The organism is Enterococcus sp. B2E4 (assembly GCF_030499455.1).
Classification (GTDB): Bacteria; Bacillota; Bacilli; order Lactobacillales; family Enterococcaceae; genus Enterococcus_D; species Enterococcus_D casseliflavus.
Genome location: NZ_JAUKPK010000018.1, coordinates 69422 through 89023, shown reverse-complemented (window position 1 = coordinate 89023; position 19602 = coordinate 69422). Strand labels below are relative to the sequence as shown.

Here is a 19602-nt window from a genome sequence, read left to right as displayed (position 1 = left end):
AATGTGAAGGAGGTGAATCCATTGGAGCAAACGAATCAAACCGAAACGAAGGATCGACGGAAATGGATCTTGTGGTTGTTGCTATTGCTAGTACTTATCGGTGGGATCGGGTACTACTTTTACCAATCAAAAGCAGCAGTCCCTTTGATCAGTGCCGACCTGTTGCCAGAATCTGGCGATGCCACCGATCAGCGGGTTTCTGAACGAGCGCAGGAGATTGCGGATGCGAATTATTTCACGCTGCAAATCAATCCAGAAGCCATTTTTGAAGATGGTCAAAGCACGGGATCCATCGAGATCGTCAATCCAGGCACCAATGTGTACCCAATCGCCGTGGATATCTCTTTACTGTCGAGCGGGGAAGTCATCTATTCTTCCGGTGCGATCTATCCAAATCAATTTGTTGAAAATGTCGCCTTGGCGACACCGTTGGCCAAAGGGGAATATCCCGCAAAAGCCACGATCAATATTTACGACCCTGAAAGCAAAGAAAAACAAGGGGTCACTGAAGCTGAATTAACGATTATCGTTAAGAATTAAAAAAAGGAAAAGTGAGGAAATAAAAATGAAAAAATTTGTAGCAGCCATTCTAAGTACAGCAACGATCGCAGGAGTAATCGCAAGCGGCACCACCGCTTTTGCGACACAAACCATTGACGGACGTGAAGGCGATACGTCAGGAGATGTCCAAGTAAACGGGATCATCGGTGAATTCGATAATACAACACCTGGACCAAATCCCGATGATTTGAACCAATGGATCAATGTGACGATTCCAACGACTGCTTTGTTCTATACGACAGAAGAGTCAAGCCACAAAGAGATCGTTTCACCTAGCTACACTGTGACAAATAACTCAGCAGTTGGTGTGATCGCTTCTGTTGCGGGTGTCGATACACCATTGAATATGGATGAAGTAGACTTGTTAAACGTAAATGGTATCGAGTTGTTTGAAAACGGCACACCAACCGTAGCAGAAACAGAATTATTTACCCTTGAAGGCAACCAAGGTACGAATGTAGGAACATTTGCGTTCACTGGTGAAGCAACACCGACCGATGCATCAGAAGAATCAAATCCAAGTTTCAAATTGGTTTTGAGCTTTGCGCCGGATGTAGAGGAAGACTAAGAATTGAAATCCCAGTAAAGAAGGGATCTATCGTATGAAAAAACGAAAACGAATCGTTCTTTTCGTCGCTGTGTTACTGACTTTGACTGTCTGGGATCTATCGAAAACCAGCGTCGCAGAGGCGACGACAGGGCAAGTCTCTGTGACCGGTCGAATCGGTGAAACGGTGACGCAAGAGGAAGAAGCAGACGATGACAATAAGAAAACGATCGTAGCAGATGGTTCTCAAATCGGACAAGGAAAATTACCACAAACAGGTTCATCAAACACAAGCAGTTTGATCATTCTTGGGTATACACTCCTAGTACTGTTTGTCGTCGCAGTAACAAGAAAAAAGAAACACGGTGAAAGCGTCGCTCCTTAACTATAGGCATCGCTAGAAGCGTAAAGGAGAAACTGTGGGGAAAACTTGCAGTTTCTCTTTTTTTGATGAAAGATTTAACAAAAAATGACCAAAAGAAGAAACAGTACTTAGTGATACCACAAACGCTGCATAAGTGAGGTCAGTGATAGTTTTGAAAGAAGGATACAGAAGATGAAAATCAAGAAAGAAGCGTTTGAAAGAACCATCCTAAATAGTGAATACATCGGGTACTATACCCATCTGCTGAGTGCAGATAGTTGCCCGTATCACCAAGGAAAGCAACTCGATACCATGCGTTACTTACTAGAAAACGATCGTATAGAAGAAATAAAAGCCAATGCTCGCTATTTATTTCCTTTACGTAAATATAAATTACCCAGCAACCTGCAAAAAGAGTATCAATTATTGGAAGAATGTGTCTCCTTTATCTCAAGCTTAAACACCCATCTGCTGATTCCTCAAGCAGCCATTGAGCAAAGTCTGTCAATCAAGGCAGAAAATGGAGCAAAAGATCAAAAAGAGCATTACAAGCAGCTGGTCAGAGGATTGCTGGATATTCTGCATTGACACCTGTACCTGGGTGCTTTTTCAGCAGCTAGAAAAAATAGTGAATGAATAACTAGAAGAACAAGCTGAGCTTTAGGAAGAAAATAACGGGGCTTGTTCCCCTCAAAGAAAGGAGTAAAAAAGCATGACGGTATTTACTTCAAAAACAGAATACCTTGATGGATTTCAAAAGAAATTTGCGGAGTCACACCGCGCCAATGGCGCTTTAGCGGCGTATGTTGAAAAGCAATTGGCCCTCCTTGATGAATTGGTAGCAGCCATTTCACCAGAAACATTTTGGACGATCACCCCAGATATTCTGGGCATCGACGCCAAGCTGGTCTTAGTCACAGAAATGATGCGATTCGACGATTTTTCCGATAATGAGATCATTCGAATCGTTGAAAATGATTACCGCTTTTATCTAAAAGAACTGTGTGGTTACAATCTAGGAACAAAAGCGAAACATTCTCTGGTTTTCAATGTGAGATAAATCAAAGAGGGGAATGGTAGGAATCACTTCTAGCAAGATGAGTAGATAAGAAGTGATGACTATTTTTAATACTTTTGCAATTAGGGAAGGTGAGCGATTGAAATAGAAGGGGTGTATCGAAAAAAAAGTGAATAGACAAAAAGCATTCAGGAATTGACTTCTTGAATGCTTTTTGTCTATTCACCTATCAAAAAAAGGTCTTTTCTTTGATTTCTACTTTCTCTCATGTGAAATCACCGTTAAAACGATGCCGAATCAGCAAAAATTCTGCAAATAAAATTATTTGTGTTATATTTGAAGGGCATCTGTTCATTTTTTTAATAATCGTTTATTTTTGATCGCGTATAGTGAGAAAAATAAACGACGCGGTGGCTATTTTTTTCGCTTTAATTGATCAGCTGGGGCAGGTTTGTCCAAATAAAACCCTTGTTGAAGAAAAATCTCTTCTTCAAGCAGGTACTCATGGATATCCGAGGTTTCGACCCCTTCGACAATAAATTGGATTTTACGATTGCTGGCGATATTTCGCCAGAAGTCGATCAAAAAGAAAATCTCTTTTTGGGACAGGACTCGCAACGAGATAGGCGAAAACTTGATCACATCGATTTTATCCAGCATCGGTGCAATATTTGTCAGTGAATGAATGCCTGTCCCTACATCATCCAATGCGACAGAGAAGCGCATCTTTTTTATTTGGTTGATTTTGTTCATAAGAAAGGACTTGGGATCACAAGCGATAGAAGGTTCTGTATCGTCTTCGGTGATCTCAATCAAAATACGATCATGGTAGGGAGCTAAATCAGCTAACATCAAAAAGGTTTCTGGGTAGCTGAGTTGTTGCGGGTGGATATTGAGACTGATTTTTGTTTCTTCGTTCGGATGAAGCAAGCTGAAAATTTCATTTCGATACCACTGCAGTAAACGAGTATGTATTTTTTTGTATTTGATCACTTGCTGGAAGAAGGAAAGGGGAAACCTATTTCTTTCGGTACTTCTCAATAATAATTCGTAGCCAATCACTTTCTGACTATCTGCTTTCATTTGAAAGATAGGCTGGGCATCAAAATATAATTGGGGAAATATCGATAAGAGTTCTTGTTCTATTTTCTCAGACATTGGTTTCTGCTCCTTTCTGGGTCGCTTTATTTTTGGTTTCATGAAGTGCAGGAAAAAAAGCTTATTTCGTGCGCTGCATCGTTAAAGAATCGAGCCTTTCAAAATCATGGGCGAACGATTTTAAAGAAAAATCTATGAAAGAAAGAAGGAGTAGTGTGTTTGTCCATCTGATTTATGCTGCGATCTATTCTGTTTTAGTCGTGAGCTTGCTCATTTCGTATGATTTGTTTATCAAGAACTTCAAAGAATTGAATTTACGCCTGTCGTTTAAAATTCTTATTGGTATTGTTTTGTTTATTTCGCAAGTCTACTTTATTATATCATTTTCTTTGAACAGTATCGGTTATGTTGCGTATGAATATACGATTCCAATCTTTATTTATTATTTTGGCATTCTCAAAGAAAAAATTTATCTGGTTGGGTTAGTACCCGTCATTTTGCTGACCTTTTTTGCATTGATCAATAAATTTGAATGGGAAGCCATGCTCTTTATTATCGGATTAAATTACATCATTTTAATCGTTACGGGCTTATTAAAGAAAAGATTTTATGGACAACCAAATCACACGGCATTTTACCTATTTTCGATTTTCGATTTTCGTTACAGTTGTCTCGCCGATGCTCAACGCCTTGCTTTTTTATCGCCGCGAAATTAGCGTTTGGGATGTGGTGTCTTTAGGCATTGGATCTGTGGGGATCGTTTCTTTATGGAAGTATTATTTGCAGAATCAAAAAAATTTCCTGGAAAAAATCAACACAAAAATCATTGAACGCAATTATGATGAGTTGACCAAGGTGAAAAATTTCCGCAGTCTGAACGAGGATATTTCAAAGCTGGCGCTACCTGAGAAGGACCAGCTCGTCGTGGTGATGATGGATTTAGATCATTTTAAGCGCATCAATGATCACCATGGACATCAAATCGGCAATCAAGCCCTATCCTTCTTTTCGGAAAAACTGATGACGTTTCTCTACCAGAAAAGTCCTTCCCATTTAGTCGAAGTTTATCGATATGGCGGCGAAGAATTTTTAGTCCTATTTAAAGAGAATACTTCTGATGTTGTGAAAAAAATTATCGAAGAATTCCATTTGTTTTTAAGCAATGAACAGTTGAAATTAGAAACCGCCCAACTGACCCTTTACTTTTCGGCAGGGATTTCAGAAGCAGCCTCTGCGTTAGACATTTCAGAAACCTTTTACCAAGCAGATCAAGCATTGTACGAAGCCAAAAGGAAGGGCAGAAACCGCACGATTATTTTTTCTTGAGACGTTTGCTTTTCTAAAGAAGGTTTCGCAGTCTTTTCTCAAGTAGATCAGGTGTTGTAAAAAAGCAAAAGGAAAGACAAGGTCGTATGATTTTTTTAGACGAATATTTTTCAGAAGAAGTTTTAATAGAAAGACAAGGTTCGCAGGCTTCTTTGTCCAGCGTCGTAGCTTTTTCAAAAGGAAGAGAGGAAGCAATCTGGTAAGTATAACGGTTTACCGATTATCTTGAGAGGTTAATTGAAGGGAAAAAACAAGTAGAGTGCTTTTTAAGAAGTGGGAAGAAACCACTTCTTTTTTTGCACCAAGCATTGGGCAGTCGCGCTTGGCAGCATCGACTTGGTTTTCTGGCGTGTTTACAGTCTTTAAAAGCAATGGTATATTTATTTGATAAGTAAATAAAATTATTTTGTACCTGTGCGTAACGATTACTGACTAAGGAGACTTCCCTATGAAACCAATTCGACGAATACTGTACCAAAGTGTTTTGTACGTAGCTATTCCTTTGATCGTGAGTCTACTGATTGGCTACCTAGCCAAATGCTCACTCCTGATTCCTGCCTCCATTATTTATGGCGTTCTGTTGGTGTTTATGATCCCTTCCGACAGCTTTTTATCAAGCAGCGTGGACTACCAAACGAAACGTATGAATCCAAGTTTTCGTCCTCCGCCATTACAGAGAAGGATTGAAGGTGCGCCAGAGATGATCAATTTCCTCTTCGTTTTAACGGCACTGGTTTTGTGTTTGCTGCTCTTGTTGGTTGGGTAAAGGGAATTCATAGAAATCATGTACTAAGAAGAATGACAAAAAGAAAAGGAGAACAGCGATGAAATTACTCAAACAAATTAATTTGATGGATGATCAAAAAACAATAAAGAGATTGAATCTCGCGGCGATCCCTAGTTTTATTTTTTTCTATGTGTTCTTTACACTCTTTGTCTTAGGTGGTCATGGGTCAAATGCTGAAACTTCGTTTATTTTCGATCTTTTGCTCTTAATGGTTGCTTATTTTATTCTCATCATTATTCATGAATTGATCCATGGTGCCTTCTTCAAGCTTTTTGACCCTAAAGGGAAGGTAAAGTTTGGGTTCAAAAATGGGGTAGCGTATGCCACGAGTCCCCATTCCTTTTATTCAAAAGGGAAATTTGCCATCATTTTATTGGCGCCATTCCTTGGCATTTCTGTGGGTCTCTTTCTATTTTATTTATTTGGCTGGTTGACGGCATCTCTTTTCACCTTGATTGCTGCCGCACATGCCGCTTCTTGTGTGGGAGACTTTTACTTTCTTTTTCTGATTGTTAAAGCACCAGCGAACAGTTGTGTAGAAGATACTGAAGTGGGGTTGAATATTTATCAAGGAGAGTAGTTTATTTTTTTAATTGATCTTGGCAAAATCAAAGAGCAAGAAAATGTATGCTAGAAAATCTCTTACAAAAAAACAAACACCTCAAAAGTGTTTGTTTTTTTATAGGACTGTTTATAAAAAACGTATATAGCAAGAAGACTGTTCGGCTGACAAAAAGAAAACTTGTTTTAAACGACCGTTTTCACTAGCGCTTTACCGATACAACGGTAAGCTGCCAGCGACTTTATTGATACTCTTTTTCTTGCCTTTTAAACAAAGACCAAAATAAGCCAGTGTTTCTGTGGGAATTGTCTCAAGCGTCTGACGGTATTGCTCGTAAGAATTGGTGGTCTGAGCAACGTCGGAAAAATCAATGATGGTTACTTCTGGATCTTCTTGCTGACTGATCGATTCACGAATGGTCTGCAACTGTTCCTTGTTCGTTTTTAAGATAGGAATGGGAAAGTTGACAATGCCAAGGTGTTTTCTGCCTGTGGAATCGTAAATATCCTCTCCGATTCCTTCGGGAAACAATTTGCCTAAGGTTGCGCCTAAAATTGCTGCAGTATTTGCAACTAAGCCAATCGGTAATTGTTCATCGATAATCATGACACATTTTTCTTGGTTATTCATACGTTCTCACTCCATCTTCTTGGTAAATTGTTTGGTAAGCTTTCGGGGTGACCCCAATCAAGCTTTTAAAGATACGGGTAAAATGACTTTGGTCACTAAAACCTGTCAGAAAAGCGACTTCTGCAATTGCTTCTTGTGCTTCTAGTCTTTTCTTGGCAGCACTGATGCGCACCGTACTTAAATATTGAAACGGCGACAGCCCATACGCTTTGGTAAACTGCCGAATCAAGACGTACTGATTCATTCCAAGAACGTCACTTAATTCACTCAAGGACAATTTTTCGGCATAATGTTGATCGATATAGGCTTTTGCCGTTGCGGCTTTATTTGACACCGGGTCCGTTTGTTCGTGGGTGAAATCCGCATACTGAACAAGCAGGTCGTGAAGCAGACAAGTAAAGCGTTCTTGCTTTTCAAACTCATCACCGCGATCCGACAGCAGCAGCTGATGAACTGCATGAAATTCCTCTTTTTCTTTCACTTGGCGAATGACCGGTTCAGGAAAGTGGGGCGTCAATTGAGTGTTAAAAATTTTTTGTACTTGTACCGCCATGTTCTCCGGGGTTAAGTGGATATTACGGTAAACCAGCTTCTCCTCCGTGAGTTGCTGGCAGCGGTGGGCAGCCTTTGGCGGAATCAAAATCAAGTCGCCTGCTTCAACGATATAGCAGGTATTTTGACAGGTGAATTGACGCGTCCCAGCTTCCATCAAGCCAATCACATAATATTCGTGCCAATGGTTAGGAAACTCCTGCTGGATGCCGTTAAATAATAAAGCTTCTACACCAAGGGTGCTATCTTGAATGATTTTTCGTTCATTTCTCATCTGCATTCTCCTTTTTGTTACTATAACAAAAGTGGTTTTTGGTGAATAGAATGATATTGACTTTTGACTATTTTTCTTGATGGAAGACACTTGGTTGGGACTGAGAAAAGGGGCTGGAGAAGGTCGGAAAAGAGTGGATCAGGCTTGAAGAGAGAACAGCGGGTTATTTTGACGAATTTATGGAATGAATCACAGCAGATGGACCATGCGCCGTGAAAAAAATAATGATAAATCCTTGGCATTTGAAAGTTTTATTGATGGAAGTATGGTACCATTTGACTGCAGTAAAGTTTGTGACGGTGGCTATCTTTGAAAGGTGGTGGTGCTTATGAATGTAAGTACTAACTCTTCAGAAAGGAGAAGCCTTTTTGTCCACAGCGGAAGCAATCGGGCTAATGATCAGTTTTGGTACATTTACCGCCATGCTGATCTTTGGTATCCTAGCCGCAGTGAAAAATGACAAAAAAAAATAACCGTCAACTTTAACAGGGAAACGGTTATCTTTTAAGTTAAAAAACCTGTCGCCGTCTTAAATGGCGCTGCAGAGGGGTTGTGGCAACAACTCCTCTTTACATAGTTAGTATAGCAAGAAGAGAGTGATTTTTCAACTTTTAACAAGGATATTCTCAAACAAAATCGATAAGCGACATAGGCAAAACCTTATTCTCAATTGAAATAAGGTGTTCGATGTAGTCATATTGGAAAAGTGTTCGAACATCTAAAAACGAATGCAATGTTTAAGGAAAAGGGAAGCATTATTATCGAAACTAGCGGCTAATAAGTTCCAGATAAATTCTGGTACATTTATTGCCATACTGCTCTTTCGTATCCTAGCCACAGTGAAAAATGACAAAAAAATAACCGTCGACTTTAGTAGGGAAACGGTTATTTTTTTACTAATAAAACCTGTCGCCTTCTTAAAAGGTGCGAAAGAGGAGTTGTGGCAACAGGTTTCTTCTATACAGATCACTATCGATCATATTCGTGAATGCTAATCTACCAGTCGCTCGAGATCGTAGGAAAAACCGTTTTGCTTACTTAGTTCCTTGTAAAACAAGCCGCTTTTCTTTATTGTACGTTTCTGTGTGGCTAAATCTAAAGAAACTAAGCCGTAGCGGTTTTTATATGCATTGATCCATGACCAACAATCAATGAATGTCCATAGATGGTATCCTTTTATATTACAGCCATCTTGAATTGCTTTCCATAAATAGGCGAGATGGTCTTGGATAAATTCAATGCGATAGTCATCAATCACCTGTCCATTTTCATCCATGAACCGTTCTTCATTAGCAACACCCATACCGTTTTCTGAGATAAAGGATTCAATATTTCCGTAGTTATTTTTGATGTCCATACATAAATCATAAATTCCTTTTTCATAGATTTCCCATCCACGATATTCATTCATTCGACGGCCAGGCATAATATGCGGTTCAAAGAACCATTCTGGTAAGAATGGACTTTCTAGATTAACGGCAGAAGTTCTTGCTTTGACACGGCGTGGTTCATAGTAGTTTAGACCAAGTATCTGTGCGGTATTCTCTTCAATAATTTTTAGGTCTGTGTCATTGAAATCAACGGGTAATTGGTCATATTCCTCCAGCAACGAGACTAGTTTTTCTGGAAATACTCCTTTGACCATGGGATCTAAGAAACTACGAGTATAAAAAAGATCCGCAATTTCTGCTGCTTTTTTATCTGCTGAATTTTGGCTTCTTGGGAAAGTCGGACTCAAATTGAGAATTACTCCGATTTTGCTAGATAGCTGGTATTTTTTAAAAGTTTGAATGGCTTTTGCATGGGCTAATATGGTAAAGAACGCTGCTTGAGCACCACGCTTAAAATCAATGAGATTTGGATAGTGAAAATCTTCTAAATAAGAGCCCAAGATTGGCCCCAATGGTTCGTTAAAGGTGAACCAATGATAAACTAAGTCGCCAAACGCTAGAAAACAGGTATCAGCAAAATTTACATAAGCATCAACAACTTCACGTGATTCCCATCCCCCTTTATCTTGTAATTTTGCGGGCATATCAAAATGATAGAGATTCGCAAAAACTTTGATATTATTATTTTTCATTTCGGTAAAAAGATCTCGATAATAGGCTATCGCTTTCTCGTTTGGTTTACCAACCCCATCATTTGGAAACATTCGTGCCCATGAGATAGACACACGAAATGAATTGTGCCCCGTTTGTTTCATCAATTGAATATCTTCGTGGTAACGATGGATATGGTCTGTCGTAATACTAGGTCCAATTCGTTTATAAAAGCGATGAGGTTCTTCGTGAAACCACCGATCCCATACGGTCTCTGCTTTTCCTGTTTCTCCACGCCCTTCAGATTGTTCTGCTGACCAAGCGGAGCCCCACCAAAAGTCATCTGGAAATGTTAACTGAGTTTGTCTTGACATTATCGTTTCCTCCTGTTCGTTTTTAATAGTGTAACATTGCTTTTAGTATAAATAAATACTTTTTATTAAAAATATATATCTTTTCATGATAGGTATGTTTTTAGCTGTAAAAAGATAATTTTTTATGTTAAAGTATAAGTAATAGAGATGAGTATGAGGGAGTAAGTTATGAAGAAACAGCCAAAATATATGGAGGTTTATACGGAGGTAAAGAAAAAAATTGCCAATGGAACCTATCAAATCGGCGAAAAATTACCTACAGGCGATGAACTTGCGCATGAGTATCAAACAAGTAAGCTCACTGTGAAGAAAGGTATTGATATGCTAGTATCAGAGGGAGTTTTACGAACACGTAGTGGATTCGGAACGGAAGTTCTGCGCAGACCAATTGATAATTCGAAAGTGTTTGGACCAAATGAAGGTCTTTTTGATTTAGTAGGGGAAGAACATGTGACTTCTGAAATCCATACGTTCTCAATTGAGTTGCCATCGAATGAAGTGGCAGAAATTTTAGAAATAAATCAAAAAGAGTATGTCTATAATATTATTAGAAGTCGTTTTATTGATGAACAACCGTATTCTATTGAGCAAACGTTTATGCCACTTTCTGTTATACCGGGGTTAGAACCAAAGCATTTGAAACGTTCTGTATATGGCTACATTACAAATGAGCTTGGTCTAGAGATTAAATCTTCCCATATTTGGATCAAAGGTGATGTGGCAAATGACTTCGATGCGGAAATTCTTTCTGTAAAACCAGGCGAGTTTATGATAGAGGTAGACAAAGTGGTGTCATTGTCATCTGGTGTACCGTTTGAATATTCTCTTTCGAGACATTTATACAAAGATTTTATTTTTGAAGCAGTTTTTGTTGAGAAGTGAAGACCAACGAATTTCGTTGGTCTTTTTTTGACTTTTAAAAAAAGTATATAATTTTAAATAAAGATATTTACTTTTTTAAAAAGCTGGTGTATGATCATCCCATAAGCAATCGCTTACAACTAAAAAAGGAGACTGATCGGGATTATGAGTAAAAAAGATGCTATTTTTGAAAAGTTCGGAATAATAGCCACAAGGCTAGGGAACCAGATTCATCTTCGAACACTAAGGGATGCTTTCGCCACTTTTATGCCTTTTATGATGTTGGCGGGATTTGTTACATTGATCAACTATGTTATTTTAGAGCCAACAGGATTTATGGGAAATATCATTGATCCAGCAACATTAACGACGATTCAAGAAATCGGGACTTCCATCAGTAATGGAACGCTAAGTATAACGACGCTATTAGTTGTTGCGGCAGTTTCTTATCATATGTGTGTTAGCAGAAATTATACAAATCATATTGCTGCTGTTCTAGTCGCTATTTCAACGTTTATTGTTCTCACCCCTATGATGACGATGTTTACACCAGAAGGAAGTCAAGAAGCGTTGGAGGTAGGTGGGGTTATTCCTGTCACTCATACTGGTGCGTCAGGAATGTTCGTTGGAATTTTTGTGGGCTTAGCTGCTACGGAACTCTTTATTAAGTTATCAAATAACAAAAAGTTACAAATTCAGTTGTCAGGAAATATCCCACCAGCTGTGTTGAAGTCATTTAACGTCCTTATTCCAATCATGATTACCGTGACTACCTTCGCAATTGGTTTATTTGCTGTCAATCAATTATTCAATATGGATGTTAATTCGTTGATTACTACTCTAATCACTGGACCTTTAAGTAGGGTAACGACAGGCTTACCAGGGTTCCTCTTAATTACCTCAATTGCAAATCTATTTTTCGGGTTTGGAATTCATCAAGCAGTGATATCAGGTTCACTTCTCGATCCGTTCTTAATTCAAAATATGCAAGAGAATATGGCTGCTTATGCGAATAGGGAAGATATTCCACATATCATAAACATGGCATTTAAAGATACGTTTGCTGTTATGGGAGGATCAGGAAATACTATTGCTTTGCTAATTGCTATTTTTATCTTTAGTCGTCGTAAAGACTACAAAGACTTTGCAAAATTATCCGTAACTCCTGCACTATTTAATATCAGTGAACCGATCATTTTTGGTTTACCAATTGTTTTCAATATTAGTTTGATTATTCCATTTGTATTGGCGCCGATTTTTTCCCTAACAGTTGCATATTTTGCCACAGCTGTTGGTTTAATCAATCATGTTGTCGTGCAGATACCTTGGACCACTCCTCCTGTCATATCTGGATTTTTAGCAACTGGTGGCGATTGGCGAGCATCAGTCTTGCAAATTGCGATCATTGCTGTGAGTGTTTTTATCTATTTACCATTTTTACGTATCGATGAAAAAGTTACCTCAACAATAGGGAATGAAGAGGCAAATGATTGAGAAGAGGAAACTTCACAAGATTTTTTGAAGTCTTCTCAAACCAAAGGTAAGAGAAACAAATAAATTGAACAAATCTATATATCAAAAAGAGACCACATAGATACATGTGAGTCTCTTTTTTTTGTGGGAATATCGATCGGTGAACTTGTGAATAGAGGGAAAGAATTACCTGAAGAATTTTTTTATAAATCTATTGAGTTTCCATTCTATTTCTCACGGTTTTCGCTAACTTTTCAATAATGTACATTGCCGGTATCTGTGTTGTAATATCAGCTTCATTAATTTTTTCTAGCGAAATATTATAGGTTATTGCAATATCAGCTAATTTAGAAAGTGTTGAATTAGAGCTGCTGGTAATTCCTATTACTGAGCTTTCTGATAGATTCAAATGATTTAAATATTGAATGATTTCTGTGGTCTCGCCCGAAACGGATAAAGCGACGATACACATTTTTTTTGCTAACTCAGTGGATAGGTAATTAATAGGGTAATTACTAGGATCTTCAATGCGAATCGCCATGTTAAATAGTGACGAGAAATAAAGAGAACCATATTCAGCAACAACATTTGAGGAGCCTACGCCAATAAAAATAATCAGCTCTTTTTCCATCAATAAGTGAACTGCCTCATCAAATTTATCTTCAAAGAATTTGTCTTGTGTCCGTGCTAAAAAATTCAAGAGTTCACTCTCAAAATCAAGTGTTTTTACCTCTTTTTCTTCTTTAAGAGATTCGAGATACGCACTGAGGTAAATTTTAAATTCAGAAAAACCGGTACAGCGAAATTTTTTACAAAAGCGTAGTACGCTGGCAGTACTCGTATGACTTTTCTCAGCTAATTCACGAATACTCATGGAAGCAACTGCATTTACGTCTGAAATTATTGCTTTATATACTTCAATATCCGTTTCATTTAAGTCTGGTTGATAGTCAAGAAACAACATAGTAATCCCCTCCTGTTACAAATTGTAACAGGATTGTAACCGGTGTCAATCGTTTGCTTTTGTAACCGTTTACTTAAAGGCGGTATTTATGGAGATAAAAATAATCTATACTGACCATGTAGTTAAGTTAAAGGAGTGTTTCAGGATGGATAAAGGAATAAAAATTGCAACAATTGGCGGTGGATCAAGTTATACACCAGAATTAATAGAAGGATTTATTAAACGATATGCTGAATTACCGATTTCAGAATTATGGCTTGTGGATATTGAACAAGGAAGAGAGAAATTAGAAATTGTTGGGGAACTTGCTAAACGTATGGTAAAAAAAGCGGAACTTCCAATGAAAATTTATATGACTCTTGATCGTGAAGCGGCATTAAAGGATGCGGACTTCGTTACGACCCAATTTCGTGTAGGTCTTTTGGAAGCGCGAGCGAAAGACGAGAGAATCCCTTTAACATATGACACGATTGGACAAGAAACGAATGGTCCAGGAGGGCTTTTTAAAGGATTACGCACGATTCCCGTTATCTTAGAAATAGTGAAAGACATGGAGCGTCTTTGCCCAGAAGCATGGCTGATCAACTTTACTAATCCAGCTGGCATGGTGACAGAAGCTGTCTTACGCCATAGCAATATGCGTAGAGTAGTAGGTTTGTGTAATGGACCAATTGGAATAGAACGTGGCATTGCAGAAACATTAAAAGTACCCAAAGAAGAATTATATGTTGAATTTACTGGACTAAATCATATGGTTTTTGCGAAAAAGATTTATCATAAAGGGATTGATGTGACCCAAAAAGTACTTACATTGATGACGCAAGATGCTGGTGATGCAGTTGGTCTGAAAAACATTGCTGATTTAGAATGGGAACCAGATTTTTTCCGAACACTTAACATGATTCCCATCGGCTATTTAAGGTATTACTATCAAACAGCCACTATGTTGTCTGAGCAAAAACAATCAGCAGAAAAAGAAGGAACTCGTGCAGAAGTTGTGCAGAAAATCGAACATGAATTGTTTGAACTTTATAAAGATGAACATCTAGCAATCAAACCACCTCAATTATCAGAACGTGGGGGCGCTTATTATAGTGAAGCAGCATGTAATTTAATTAATTCCATCTATAATGACAAACGTGATATTCAAACGGTCAATACAAGAAATAATGGAGCCATCAGTGATATCGATTGTGATTCAGCGGTTGAAGTAAATTGTTTGATTACAAAACAAGGACCGATCCCTTTGACTACAGGTGAATTACCTATTCCTATCAAAGGGCTAGTTCAACAAATTAAGTCTTTTGAACGTATAGCGGCCCAAGCAGCTGTTACGGGAGACTATAACACTGCTTTATTAGCGATGACGATCAATCCCTTAGTTCCAAGTGATAGGACAGCAAAGCAACTACTTGATGAAATGCTTTTGGCACACAAAAAATATCTGCCGAATTTTTTTAAAGGAGAATGACAATGAATATAAAATACTATGTTGAGGCAAATTACCAGGAAGTCAGTAAGATCTGTGCAAAACTCATTTTAGATGTCTTGAAAGAAAAGCCAAATGGGTTATATTGCTTTGCAGGTGGTGATACACCCGTAGGAACGCTTAACATCATTGCAGAAGCAGCAATCAATAAAGAAATAGATTTATCCCAGGCAAAGTTTATTGAACTAGATGAATGGGTTGGAATCGATCCGAAAAATGAAGGCAGTTGTATATCCTATTTGAAAAGAAACTTATTCAATCGGGTTCCTATTGACCTAAAGCAACTTCACACATTTGATCCTTTAGCCAATGATTTAAATGAGGAATGCAAAAAAGCTGATAAATTTATCGAGGAGAATGGAGGATTAACACTGAGTTTGCTTGGGGTTGGAGTAAATGGTCACTTAGGTTTTAATGAGCCTGGTTCGTCCTTCGAAGATAAAGCTCATATAGTGAACTTAGACGAATCAACCCAAAGTGTTGGGAAAAAATATTTTTCAGACGAGAAAGTTGATCGTACGAAAGGAATTACGTTAGGGATAGGACAATTATTACAATCTGGAACAATGATCGTACAAGCTAGTGGAGCAAAAAAGAAATCTGCGATACAACAATTTCTAAGCGGTACGATTACAAAAGAGTGTCCTGTTACTTCTCTATGGTTGCACAAAGATCCTGTGTTGGTGGTTGATAAGGAAGTCGTGAACTAAAAGGAGGAAAAAAGATGCAGGTCATTGAGAACAAGGTATTGCCTATATTGCTGAAAATAGGCAATAGTAAACACTTAGTTGCTATAAGAAATGGGATTTCCATGACGATTCCTTTTACTATTGTTGGAAGTATCTTCCTAATCATTGGTAACTTTCCAATACAGTCATGGATGGATTTTGTGTCAAATTGGGGGCCGCAGTTGAATGCACCAGTCAATGTTACGTTCGGAATCCTTGGACTGATATCTGCAATTGGCATAGGCTATCATTTAGGAAAAGAGTTTGGTGTTGATGCTATTTCTAATTCGATGCTCACAACTATCGGCTTTCTTCTAGCAACATTAAACGATGACTGGACGATAAATTTGGCTAATTTTGGTGCTAGTGGTATGTTTACCGCGATCATTGTTGGGGTATTTGTCACTCATGCTTTTAAATGGTTTGTCACTCATAATATTGTAATAAAAATGCCAGAAGGTGTGCCGCCCACTGTAGCAACTTCTTTTGCAACGTTAATCCCAGGAGCATTTATTCTGACCGTTATATGGATCGTCAGAACTTTATTAGGGGTTGATATCAATGAAATCATTACTATTGTTTTCCAACCTTTAATGCAAGGGATGGGAACACTCCCAGGCATGCTGCTATACACACTTCTCGTTTGTTTGCTATGGATATGTGGAATCCACGGAGACAATGTTTTGTCTGGAATTGCGACCCCTGTTTTCCTAAGTTATCTTGCTGATAATACGGCAGCTTTTCAAAGTGGTGTAGAAGTTCCTCATGTTTTTGCCGATGGATTTTGGATTGTCTTTATGTGTTTAGGCGGAACTGGAGCAACACTAGGTCTAGTGTTAAATATGCTCCATTCCAGAAGTAAGATGTATAAGTCGATTGGACGATTATCATTGCCGTCAGCTATTTTTTGTATCAATGAACCGGTTATTTTTGGTTTGCCTATTGTGATGAATCCTGTAATGCTTATTCCCTTTATAGCAACGCCTATGGTCCTATGTATCGGTACGTATATCCTAATGAATATTGGTATAGTAGGACCGATTGTTATTCAAGTTCCATGGACTATTCCTCCTATTATTGGTCCTTATTTAGCTACTAATGGTAGTATTGGAGCAGCTGTTTGGTCTGTTGTATCAATTGCTATCTCATATTTTATTTATATGCCATTTTTCAAAATATTGGAAAAGCAGCAAGTAAAAAACGAAGCCGCAAAGACACAGGAAACGGAAACAACGATTCCTGTTAGTATAAGTGAGTAGATAGAAAAAGCTTATTTTCCATCATTCATTAAGATAAGTCTTTTAGGTATCAGAAAATAACTTTAAAAAAGTATATTGGAAAAATGACGATTGCTTTTAATGATTCTGATAGTTTCAATAATAAAACAACAAATAGCATCAGTATCTAAGCGAATCAGTAAATGATTCGCTTTTTTTTAATGTTGTATTTTTTATCCATTTGTTTCTATCAACAAAACCTTCTCGGATACTATATTGGATGTTATGGTAATCCTTGAAATCTCCTCTTCGGTCCATCGTTTAAAAAAAACGGAGTTTCAGTTGTACCGAGAAATGATGGCGATTTCATTTTGTGCAAGCTATAGTTTAGGTGGGGGTAGCAAATATGATTCATTTCAAATTGACGTATCTGTTTTCAGAACCAAATGTTGAGGCGTTTCTTGATTTGACGAAGTGGAGGGATGAGGAATTTTTGGCGGAGATTGCCAAAATCAATCAAATCACTGAACAGCGGTTGAATCAACGAATCATGATTCATGAGGGAGAAGTTTTGATTCCTTCACTGATTCAACGAAAATGGCCGGAAATTCTTTTCGATATCCAGAAGAATGCGTTGTTTTTTTCGGAAGAAGAGCGGCGGTCCATGATTTATCTTCTGACTTTTTCAGCAGTGAAAGATTTATCTGTCTATCAGTTTCAAGAGCTGTTCTATGTCAGTAAAAATACGATTTTGAAGGATGTAAAGGGGATCAGAGAGGAACTTGCAGCTTTCAAGATTCAACTATTGTACTCTCGAAAATATGGCTTTTATCTAGAGGGAGAGGAATATCAGATTCGCGCTCTTGCCTTTCGAAAGGTCAGCACGTTATCCAATACGAAAAACGGGAACTTGCTCTTATTTGAGGGAATCTATGAGCAGGATAAAACGATCTATGTTCAAATCAGAGATCGTTTGTCCGCAACACTGACTGATTTCAATCTGGTGATCGTTCCGAGTCGCTTCGAAGAAATGCTTTATTTTCTTAATTATCTATCCTTTCGGATGGCAGAAACGGCTGTTTCTTTAGCGGAGACAGAAATACCGCTGCTCCAGTCGCTGCATGTCCATCAAGTCAGTCAGCAGTTTTTAGCAGAATTTCCTGACATCAAAGATCGGAAAACAGAAGAACTTTATGTAACGATCCTGTTGAAAACGATTCTGCAAGGAGATATCGAAGATACTTCATTAGAGTTTTTATTGGAATGTGCCAGTAAGATCATTCATGAAATGGAACGGCTGGCAGCTATCGAGTTTGTGGACTATCGCACCCTTTTGATGAACACATTCTATCATCTTGTCCCAGCGTATTTTCGAATCCGCTACGGTTTTCCACTGGAGAATGTACTGATTGAAGAAATCAAGCTGCAATACAATGAGTTGTTTGAACTGACGAGACGAGCACTGGGTTCTTTAGAAGACCTAGTCGGCACGATCCCTGATGAAGAAATCGGTTATTTTACGATTTTGTTTGGTGGAGAAATCAGTAAACAAAAGGCCAAACGTGATTACTTCCAACTGAATGCATTAGTCGTTTGTCCCAGTGGCATCAGTTCATCCTTGATTTTGGAATCAGAGTTAAAGGAACTGTTTCCCCAGATCCATTTTTTGCCGGCTCGTTCGATCGAAGAGTACGAAAATGTTCGGTTTAATAAAGAGATTGATCTGATTTTTTCCAGTGCGCCGATCAAAACCAAACGACCCTGTTATGTGATCAATCCGATTATGACACCCATTGAGAAGGATGAACTGGTTAAAAACGTACAAGCGGCATTTTTCCCTTCAAAAACTGGCTTGCATTCCATTGACGATGTGTTAGAAGTGATTTTGCCCTATGTTGATTTAAAAGCAGGAATCAGTAAGCAAAAGCTGAGAAAAATTTTGCAAAGAAAAATCAATCGAGAATTGAATAGAAGGGAAGACCAACGTCCGATGTTATCAGATTTATTAACAGCAGAAACCATCCAATTTACCAAGGTGCCGCTGACTTGGCAAGAAGCCATTCGAGCAGCTGCTGCGCCATTAAAAAAGACCAATAAAATTGAGGAACAGTATATTACCGCCATGATCAATAAAGTGGTGGATCACGGTCCCTTTATCCATATTGGAAAAGGCATCGCTTTGCCTCATGCACGTCCAGAAGATGGGGTCAATGCCATCGGGATGTCGTTATTAAAAGTCAGAGAACCAGTGCTTTTGAATGATGATCCGCAACACCCCATTCACGTGTTTATATGTTTGGCGGCGGTTGACAATGAACTCCATCTAAAAGCGTTAGCGAGTTTAACTAAAATTTTGTCGAATAATGAAAAACTAACTGCGTTACTTTCCGCAACCAATGCGGATCAAATAATTGAAGTGATTAGAGAAGGAGAAGATGAAAAATGAAATTTGCAGCAGTGTGTGGGTCAGGATTAGGATCAAGTTTTATGGTGGAGATGAATATCAATTCTGTTTTAAATGAACTGGGTGTCTCAGGCGTGGAAGTGTCCCATTATGATTTAGGAAGTGCTGCACCCGATATGGCGGATGTTTTCTTTGTTGGCGGCGATTTAGCCGATAGTGCGCAGCATCTAGGTGAGATCGTAGTGTTAGACAGTATTATCGATCTCGATGAATTGAAGCAAAAGGTTCAAGCCGTTTGTCAGGAAAAAGGATTACTATAAAAAGGAGTAGA

Annotated in this window: 21 protein-coding genes and 1 pseudogene; 17 read left to right on the top strand and 5 right to left on the bottom strand. The window is 38.4% G+C overall.

Annotated elements, in window-relative coordinates:
* Positions 1–21: 21 nt before the first annotated feature.
* The 5 genes from Q1X33_RS13365 to Q1X33_RS13345 all read left to right on the top strand — a co-directional run bounded on the left by Q1X33_RS13365 (position 22) and on the right by Q1X33_RS13345 (position 2532).
* Complete coding sequence (locus Q1X33_RS13365; RefSeq protein WP_034868793.1) at positions 22–540, top strand: hypothetical protein; 519 nt, start codon at positions 22–24, stop codon at positions 538–540.
* 25 nt (positions 541–565) lie between these two features.
* Positions 566–1129, top strand: a complete 564-nt coding sequence (locus Q1X33_RS13360) for a hypothetical protein (protein WP_005227498.1) — start codon at positions 566–568, stop codon at positions 1127–1129.
* A 34-nt stretch (positions 1130–1163) separates the two neighbouring features.
* On the top strand, positions 1164–1493 hold the full coding sequence (locus Q1X33_RS13355; protein WP_005227500.1) for an LPXTG cell wall anchor domain-containing protein: 330 nt from the start codon (positions 1164–1166) through the stop codon (positions 1491–1493).
* 171 nt (positions 1494–1664) lie between these two features.
* Positions 1665–2060 carry a hypothetical protein gene (locus Q1X33_RS13350; RefSeq protein ID WP_005227502.1) on the top strand — a complete coding sequence of 132 codons (396 nt, stop codon included), beginning with the start codon at positions 1665–1667 and terminating at the stop codon, positions 2058–2060.
* A 124-nt stretch (positions 2061–2184) separates the two neighbouring features.
* Positions 2185–2532: a hypothetical protein gene (locus tag Q1X33_RS13345; RefSeq protein ID WP_005227504.1), complete on the top strand. Its 348-nt coding sequence runs from the start codon at positions 2185–2187 to the stop codon at positions 2530–2532.
* Between the two features lie 372 nt (positions 2533–2904).
* On the opposite strand, the gene Q1X33_RS13340 is transcribed toward Q1X33_RS13345, so the two are convergent.
* Entirely contained in the window at positions 2905–3648 is a 744-nt protein-coding gene (locus Q1X33_RS13340) for an EAL domain-containing protein (RefSeq protein ID WP_301969719.1), read from the bottom strand.
* Between the two features lie 134 nt (positions 3649–3782).
* Between Q1X33_RS13340 and Q1X33_RS13335 the strand changes: the two genes are divergently transcribed.
* The 4 genes from Q1X33_RS13335 to Q1X33_RS13320 all read left to right on the top strand — a co-directional run bounded on the left by Q1X33_RS13335 (position 3783) and on the right by Q1X33_RS13320 (position 6281).
* Complete coding sequence (locus Q1X33_RS13335) at positions 3783–4304, top strand: hypothetical protein (RefSeq protein ID WP_005227506.1); 522 nt, start codon at positions 3783–3785, stop codon at positions 4302–4304.
* Between the two features lie 64 nt (positions 4305–4368).
* On the top strand, positions 4369–4914 hold the full coding sequence (locus tag Q1X33_RS13330; protein WP_241761014.1) for a GGDEF domain-containing protein: 546 nt from the start codon (positions 4369–4371) through the stop codon (positions 4912–4914).
* A 448-nt stretch (positions 4915–5362) separates the two neighbouring features.
* A complete protein-coding gene (locus Q1X33_RS13325) occupies positions 5363–5680 on the top strand; it encodes a hypothetical protein (protein ID WP_034868787.1) in 318 nt (105 codons plus the stop codon).
* 58 nt (positions 5681–5738) lie between these two features.
* Complete coding sequence (locus Q1X33_RS13320; protein ID WP_005231440.1) at positions 5739–6281, top strand: DUF3267 domain-containing protein; 543 nt, start codon at positions 5739–5741, stop codon at positions 6279–6281.
* A 192-nt stretch (positions 6282–6473) separates the two neighbouring features.
* Here Q1X33_RS13320 and Q1X33_RS13315 read toward each other — a convergent pair whose 3' ends face one another.
* On the bottom strand, positions 6474–6893 hold the full coding sequence (locus Q1X33_RS13315) for a DUF2000 domain-containing protein (protein WP_005227512.1): 420 nt from the start codon (positions 6891–6893) through the stop codon (positions 6474–6476).
* Positions 6886–7719, bottom strand: coding sequence for an AraC family transcriptional regulator (locus Q1X33_RS13310; RefSeq protein ID WP_005227514.1), 834 nt, complete (start codon positions 7717–7719; stop codon positions 6886–6888). The genes Q1X33_RS13315 and Q1X33_RS13310 overlap by 8 nt, the downstream gene beginning before the upstream one ends.
* Positions 7720–8047: 328 nt before the next feature.
* Here Q1X33_RS13310 and Q1X33_RS13305 point away from each other — a divergent pair.
* Positions 8048–8192, top strand: a pseudogene (locus Q1X33_RS13305) (putative holin-like toxin).
* A 518-nt stretch (positions 8193–8710) separates the two neighbouring features.
* Here the strand turns inward: Q1X33_RS13305 and Q1X33_RS13300 are convergent.
* Entirely contained in the window at positions 8711–10135 is a 1425-nt protein-coding gene (locus Q1X33_RS13300) for a glycoside hydrolase family 1 protein (RefSeq protein WP_074536600.1), read from the bottom strand.
* A gap of 168 nt (positions 10136–10303) precedes the next feature.
* Between Q1X33_RS13300 and Q1X33_RS13295 the strand changes: the two genes are divergently transcribed.
* Positions 10304–11017 (top strand): GntR family transcriptional regulator, encoded by a 714-nt coding sequence (locus tag Q1X33_RS13295; protein ID WP_005227520.1) that lies wholly within the window; start codon positions 10304–10306, stop codon positions 11015–11017.
* 144 nt (positions 11018–11161) lie between these two features.
* Complete coding sequence (locus Q1X33_RS13290) at positions 11162–12490, top strand: PTS sugar transporter subunit IIC (RefSeq protein WP_301969718.1); 1329 nt, start codon at positions 11162–11164, stop codon at positions 12488–12490.
* Positions 12491–12680: 190 nt separating this feature from the next.
* Here the strand turns inward: Q1X33_RS13290 and Q1X33_RS13285 are convergent, their stop codons facing one another.
* Entirely contained in the window at positions 12681–13433 is a 753-nt protein-coding gene (locus Q1X33_RS13285; protein WP_005227526.1) for a MurR/RpiR family transcriptional regulator, read from the bottom strand.
* Between the two features lie 145 nt (positions 13434–13578).
* On the opposite strand from Q1X33_RS13285, the gene Q1X33_RS13280 reads away from it, so the two are divergent.
* The 5 genes from Q1X33_RS13280 (at position 13579) to Q1X33_RS13260 (ending at position 19591) form a co-directional block, all read left to right on the top strand.
* Entirely contained in the window at positions 13579–14904 is a 1326-nt protein-coding gene (locus Q1X33_RS13280) for a 6-phospho-beta-glucosidase (protein ID WP_005227528.1), read from the top strand.
* A gap of 2 nt (positions 14905–14906) precedes the next feature.
* Positions 14907–15632 (top strand): glucosamine-6-phosphate deaminase, encoded by a 726-nt coding sequence (locus Q1X33_RS13275; protein WP_005227530.1) that lies wholly within the window; start codon positions 14907–14909, stop codon positions 15630–15632.
* Between the two features lie 14 nt (positions 15633–15646).
* Positions 15647–16909 (top strand): PTS sugar transporter subunit IIC, encoded by a 1263-nt coding sequence (locus tag Q1X33_RS13270; RefSeq protein WP_005227532.1) that lies wholly within the window; start codon positions 15647–15649, stop codon positions 16907–16909.
* Positions 16910–17273: 364 nt separating this feature from the next.
* Positions 17274–19313, top strand: coding sequence for a BglG family transcription antiterminator (locus Q1X33_RS13265; RefSeq protein ID WP_301969717.1), 2040 nt, complete (start codon positions 17274–17276; stop codon positions 19311–19313).
* Entirely contained in the window at positions 19310–19591 is a 282-nt protein-coding gene (locus tag Q1X33_RS13260; RefSeq protein WP_005227537.1) for a PTS sugar transporter subunit IIB, read from the top strand. Before Q1X33_RS13265 ends, Q1X33_RS13260 begins: the two co-directional genes overlap by 4 nt.
* Positions 19592–19602: the final 11 nt, after the last annotated feature.

What these genes read in the sequence shown, in the direction of transcription:
- Q1X33_RS13360 (WP_005227498.1), top strand. Translation starts at nt 566, where the DNA reads ATGAAAAAATTTGTAGCAGCCATTCTAAGTACAGCAACGATCGCAGGA.
- Q1X33_RS13355 (WP_005227500.1), top strand. Translation starts at nt 1,164, where the DNA reads ATGAAAAAACGAAAACGAATCGTTCTTTTCGTCGCTGTGTTACTGACT.
- Q1X33_RS13350 (WP_005227502.1), top strand. Translation starts at nt 1,665, where the DNA reads ATGAAAATCAAGAAAGAAGCGTTTGAAAGAACCATCCTAAATAGTGAA.
- Q1X33_RS13345 (WP_005227504.1), top strand. Translation starts at nt 2,185, where the DNA reads ATGACGGTATTTACTTCAAAAACAGAATACCTTGATGGATTTCAAAAG.
- Q1X33_RS13340 (WP_301969719.1), bottom strand. Translation starts at nt 3,648, where the DNA reads ATGTCTGAGAAAATAGAACAAGAACTCTTATCGATATTTCCCCAATTA.
- Q1X33_RS13335 (WP_005227506.1), top strand. Translation starts at nt 3,783, where the DNA reads ATGAAAGAAAGAAGGAGTAGTGTGTTTGTCCATCTGATTTATGCTGCG.
- Q1X33_RS13325 (WP_034868787.1), top strand. Translation starts at nt 5,363, where the DNA reads ATGAAACCAATTCGACGAATACTGTACCAAAGTGTTTTGTACGTAGCT.
- Q1X33_RS13320 (WP_005231440.1), top strand. Translation starts at nt 5,739, where the DNA reads ATGAAATTACTCAAACAAATTAATTTGATGGATGATCAAAAAACAATA.
- Q1X33_RS13315 (WP_005227512.1), bottom strand. Translation starts at nt 6,893, where the DNA reads ATGAATAACCAAGAAAAATGTGTCATGATTATCGATGAACAATTACCG.
- Q1X33_RS13310 (WP_005227514.1), bottom strand. Translation starts at nt 7,719, where the DNA reads ATGAGAAATGAACGAAAAATCATTCAAGATAGCACCCTTGGTGTAGAA.
- Q1X33_RS13300 (WP_074536600.1), bottom strand. Translation starts at nt 10,135, where the DNA reads ATGTCAAGACAAACTCAGTTAACATTTCCAGATGACTTTTGGTGGGGC.
- Q1X33_RS13295 (WP_005227520.1), top strand. Translation starts at nt 10,304, where the DNA reads ATGAAGAAACAGCCAAAATATATGGAGGTTTATACGGAGGTAAAGAAA.
- Q1X33_RS13290 (WP_301969718.1), top strand. Translation starts at nt 11,162, where the DNA reads ATGAGTAAAAAAGATGCTATTTTTGAAAAGTTCGGAATAATAGCCACA.
- Q1X33_RS13285 (WP_005227526.1), bottom strand. Translation starts at nt 13,433, where the DNA reads ATGTTGTTTCTTGACTATCAACCAGACTTAAATGAAACGGATATTGAA.
- Q1X33_RS13280 (WP_005227528.1), top strand. Translation starts at nt 13,579, where the DNA reads ATGGATAAAGGAATAAAAATTGCAACAATTGGCGGTGGATCAAGTTAT.
- Q1X33_RS13275 (WP_005227530.1), top strand. Translation starts at nt 14,907, where the DNA reads ATGAATATAAAATACTATGTTGAGGCAAATTACCAGGAAGTCAGTAAG.
- Q1X33_RS13270 (WP_005227532.1), top strand. Translation starts at nt 15,647, where the DNA reads ATGCAGGTCATTGAGAACAAGGTATTGCCTATATTGCTGAAAATAGGC.
- Q1X33_RS13265 (WP_301969717.1), top strand. Translation starts at nt 17,274, where the DNA reads ATGATTCATTTCAAATTGACGTATCTGTTTTCAGAACCAAATGTTGAG.
- Q1X33_RS13260 (WP_005227537.1), top strand. Translation starts at nt 19,310, where the DNA reads ATGAAATTTGCAGCAGTGTGTGGGTCAGGATTAGGATCAAGTTTTATG.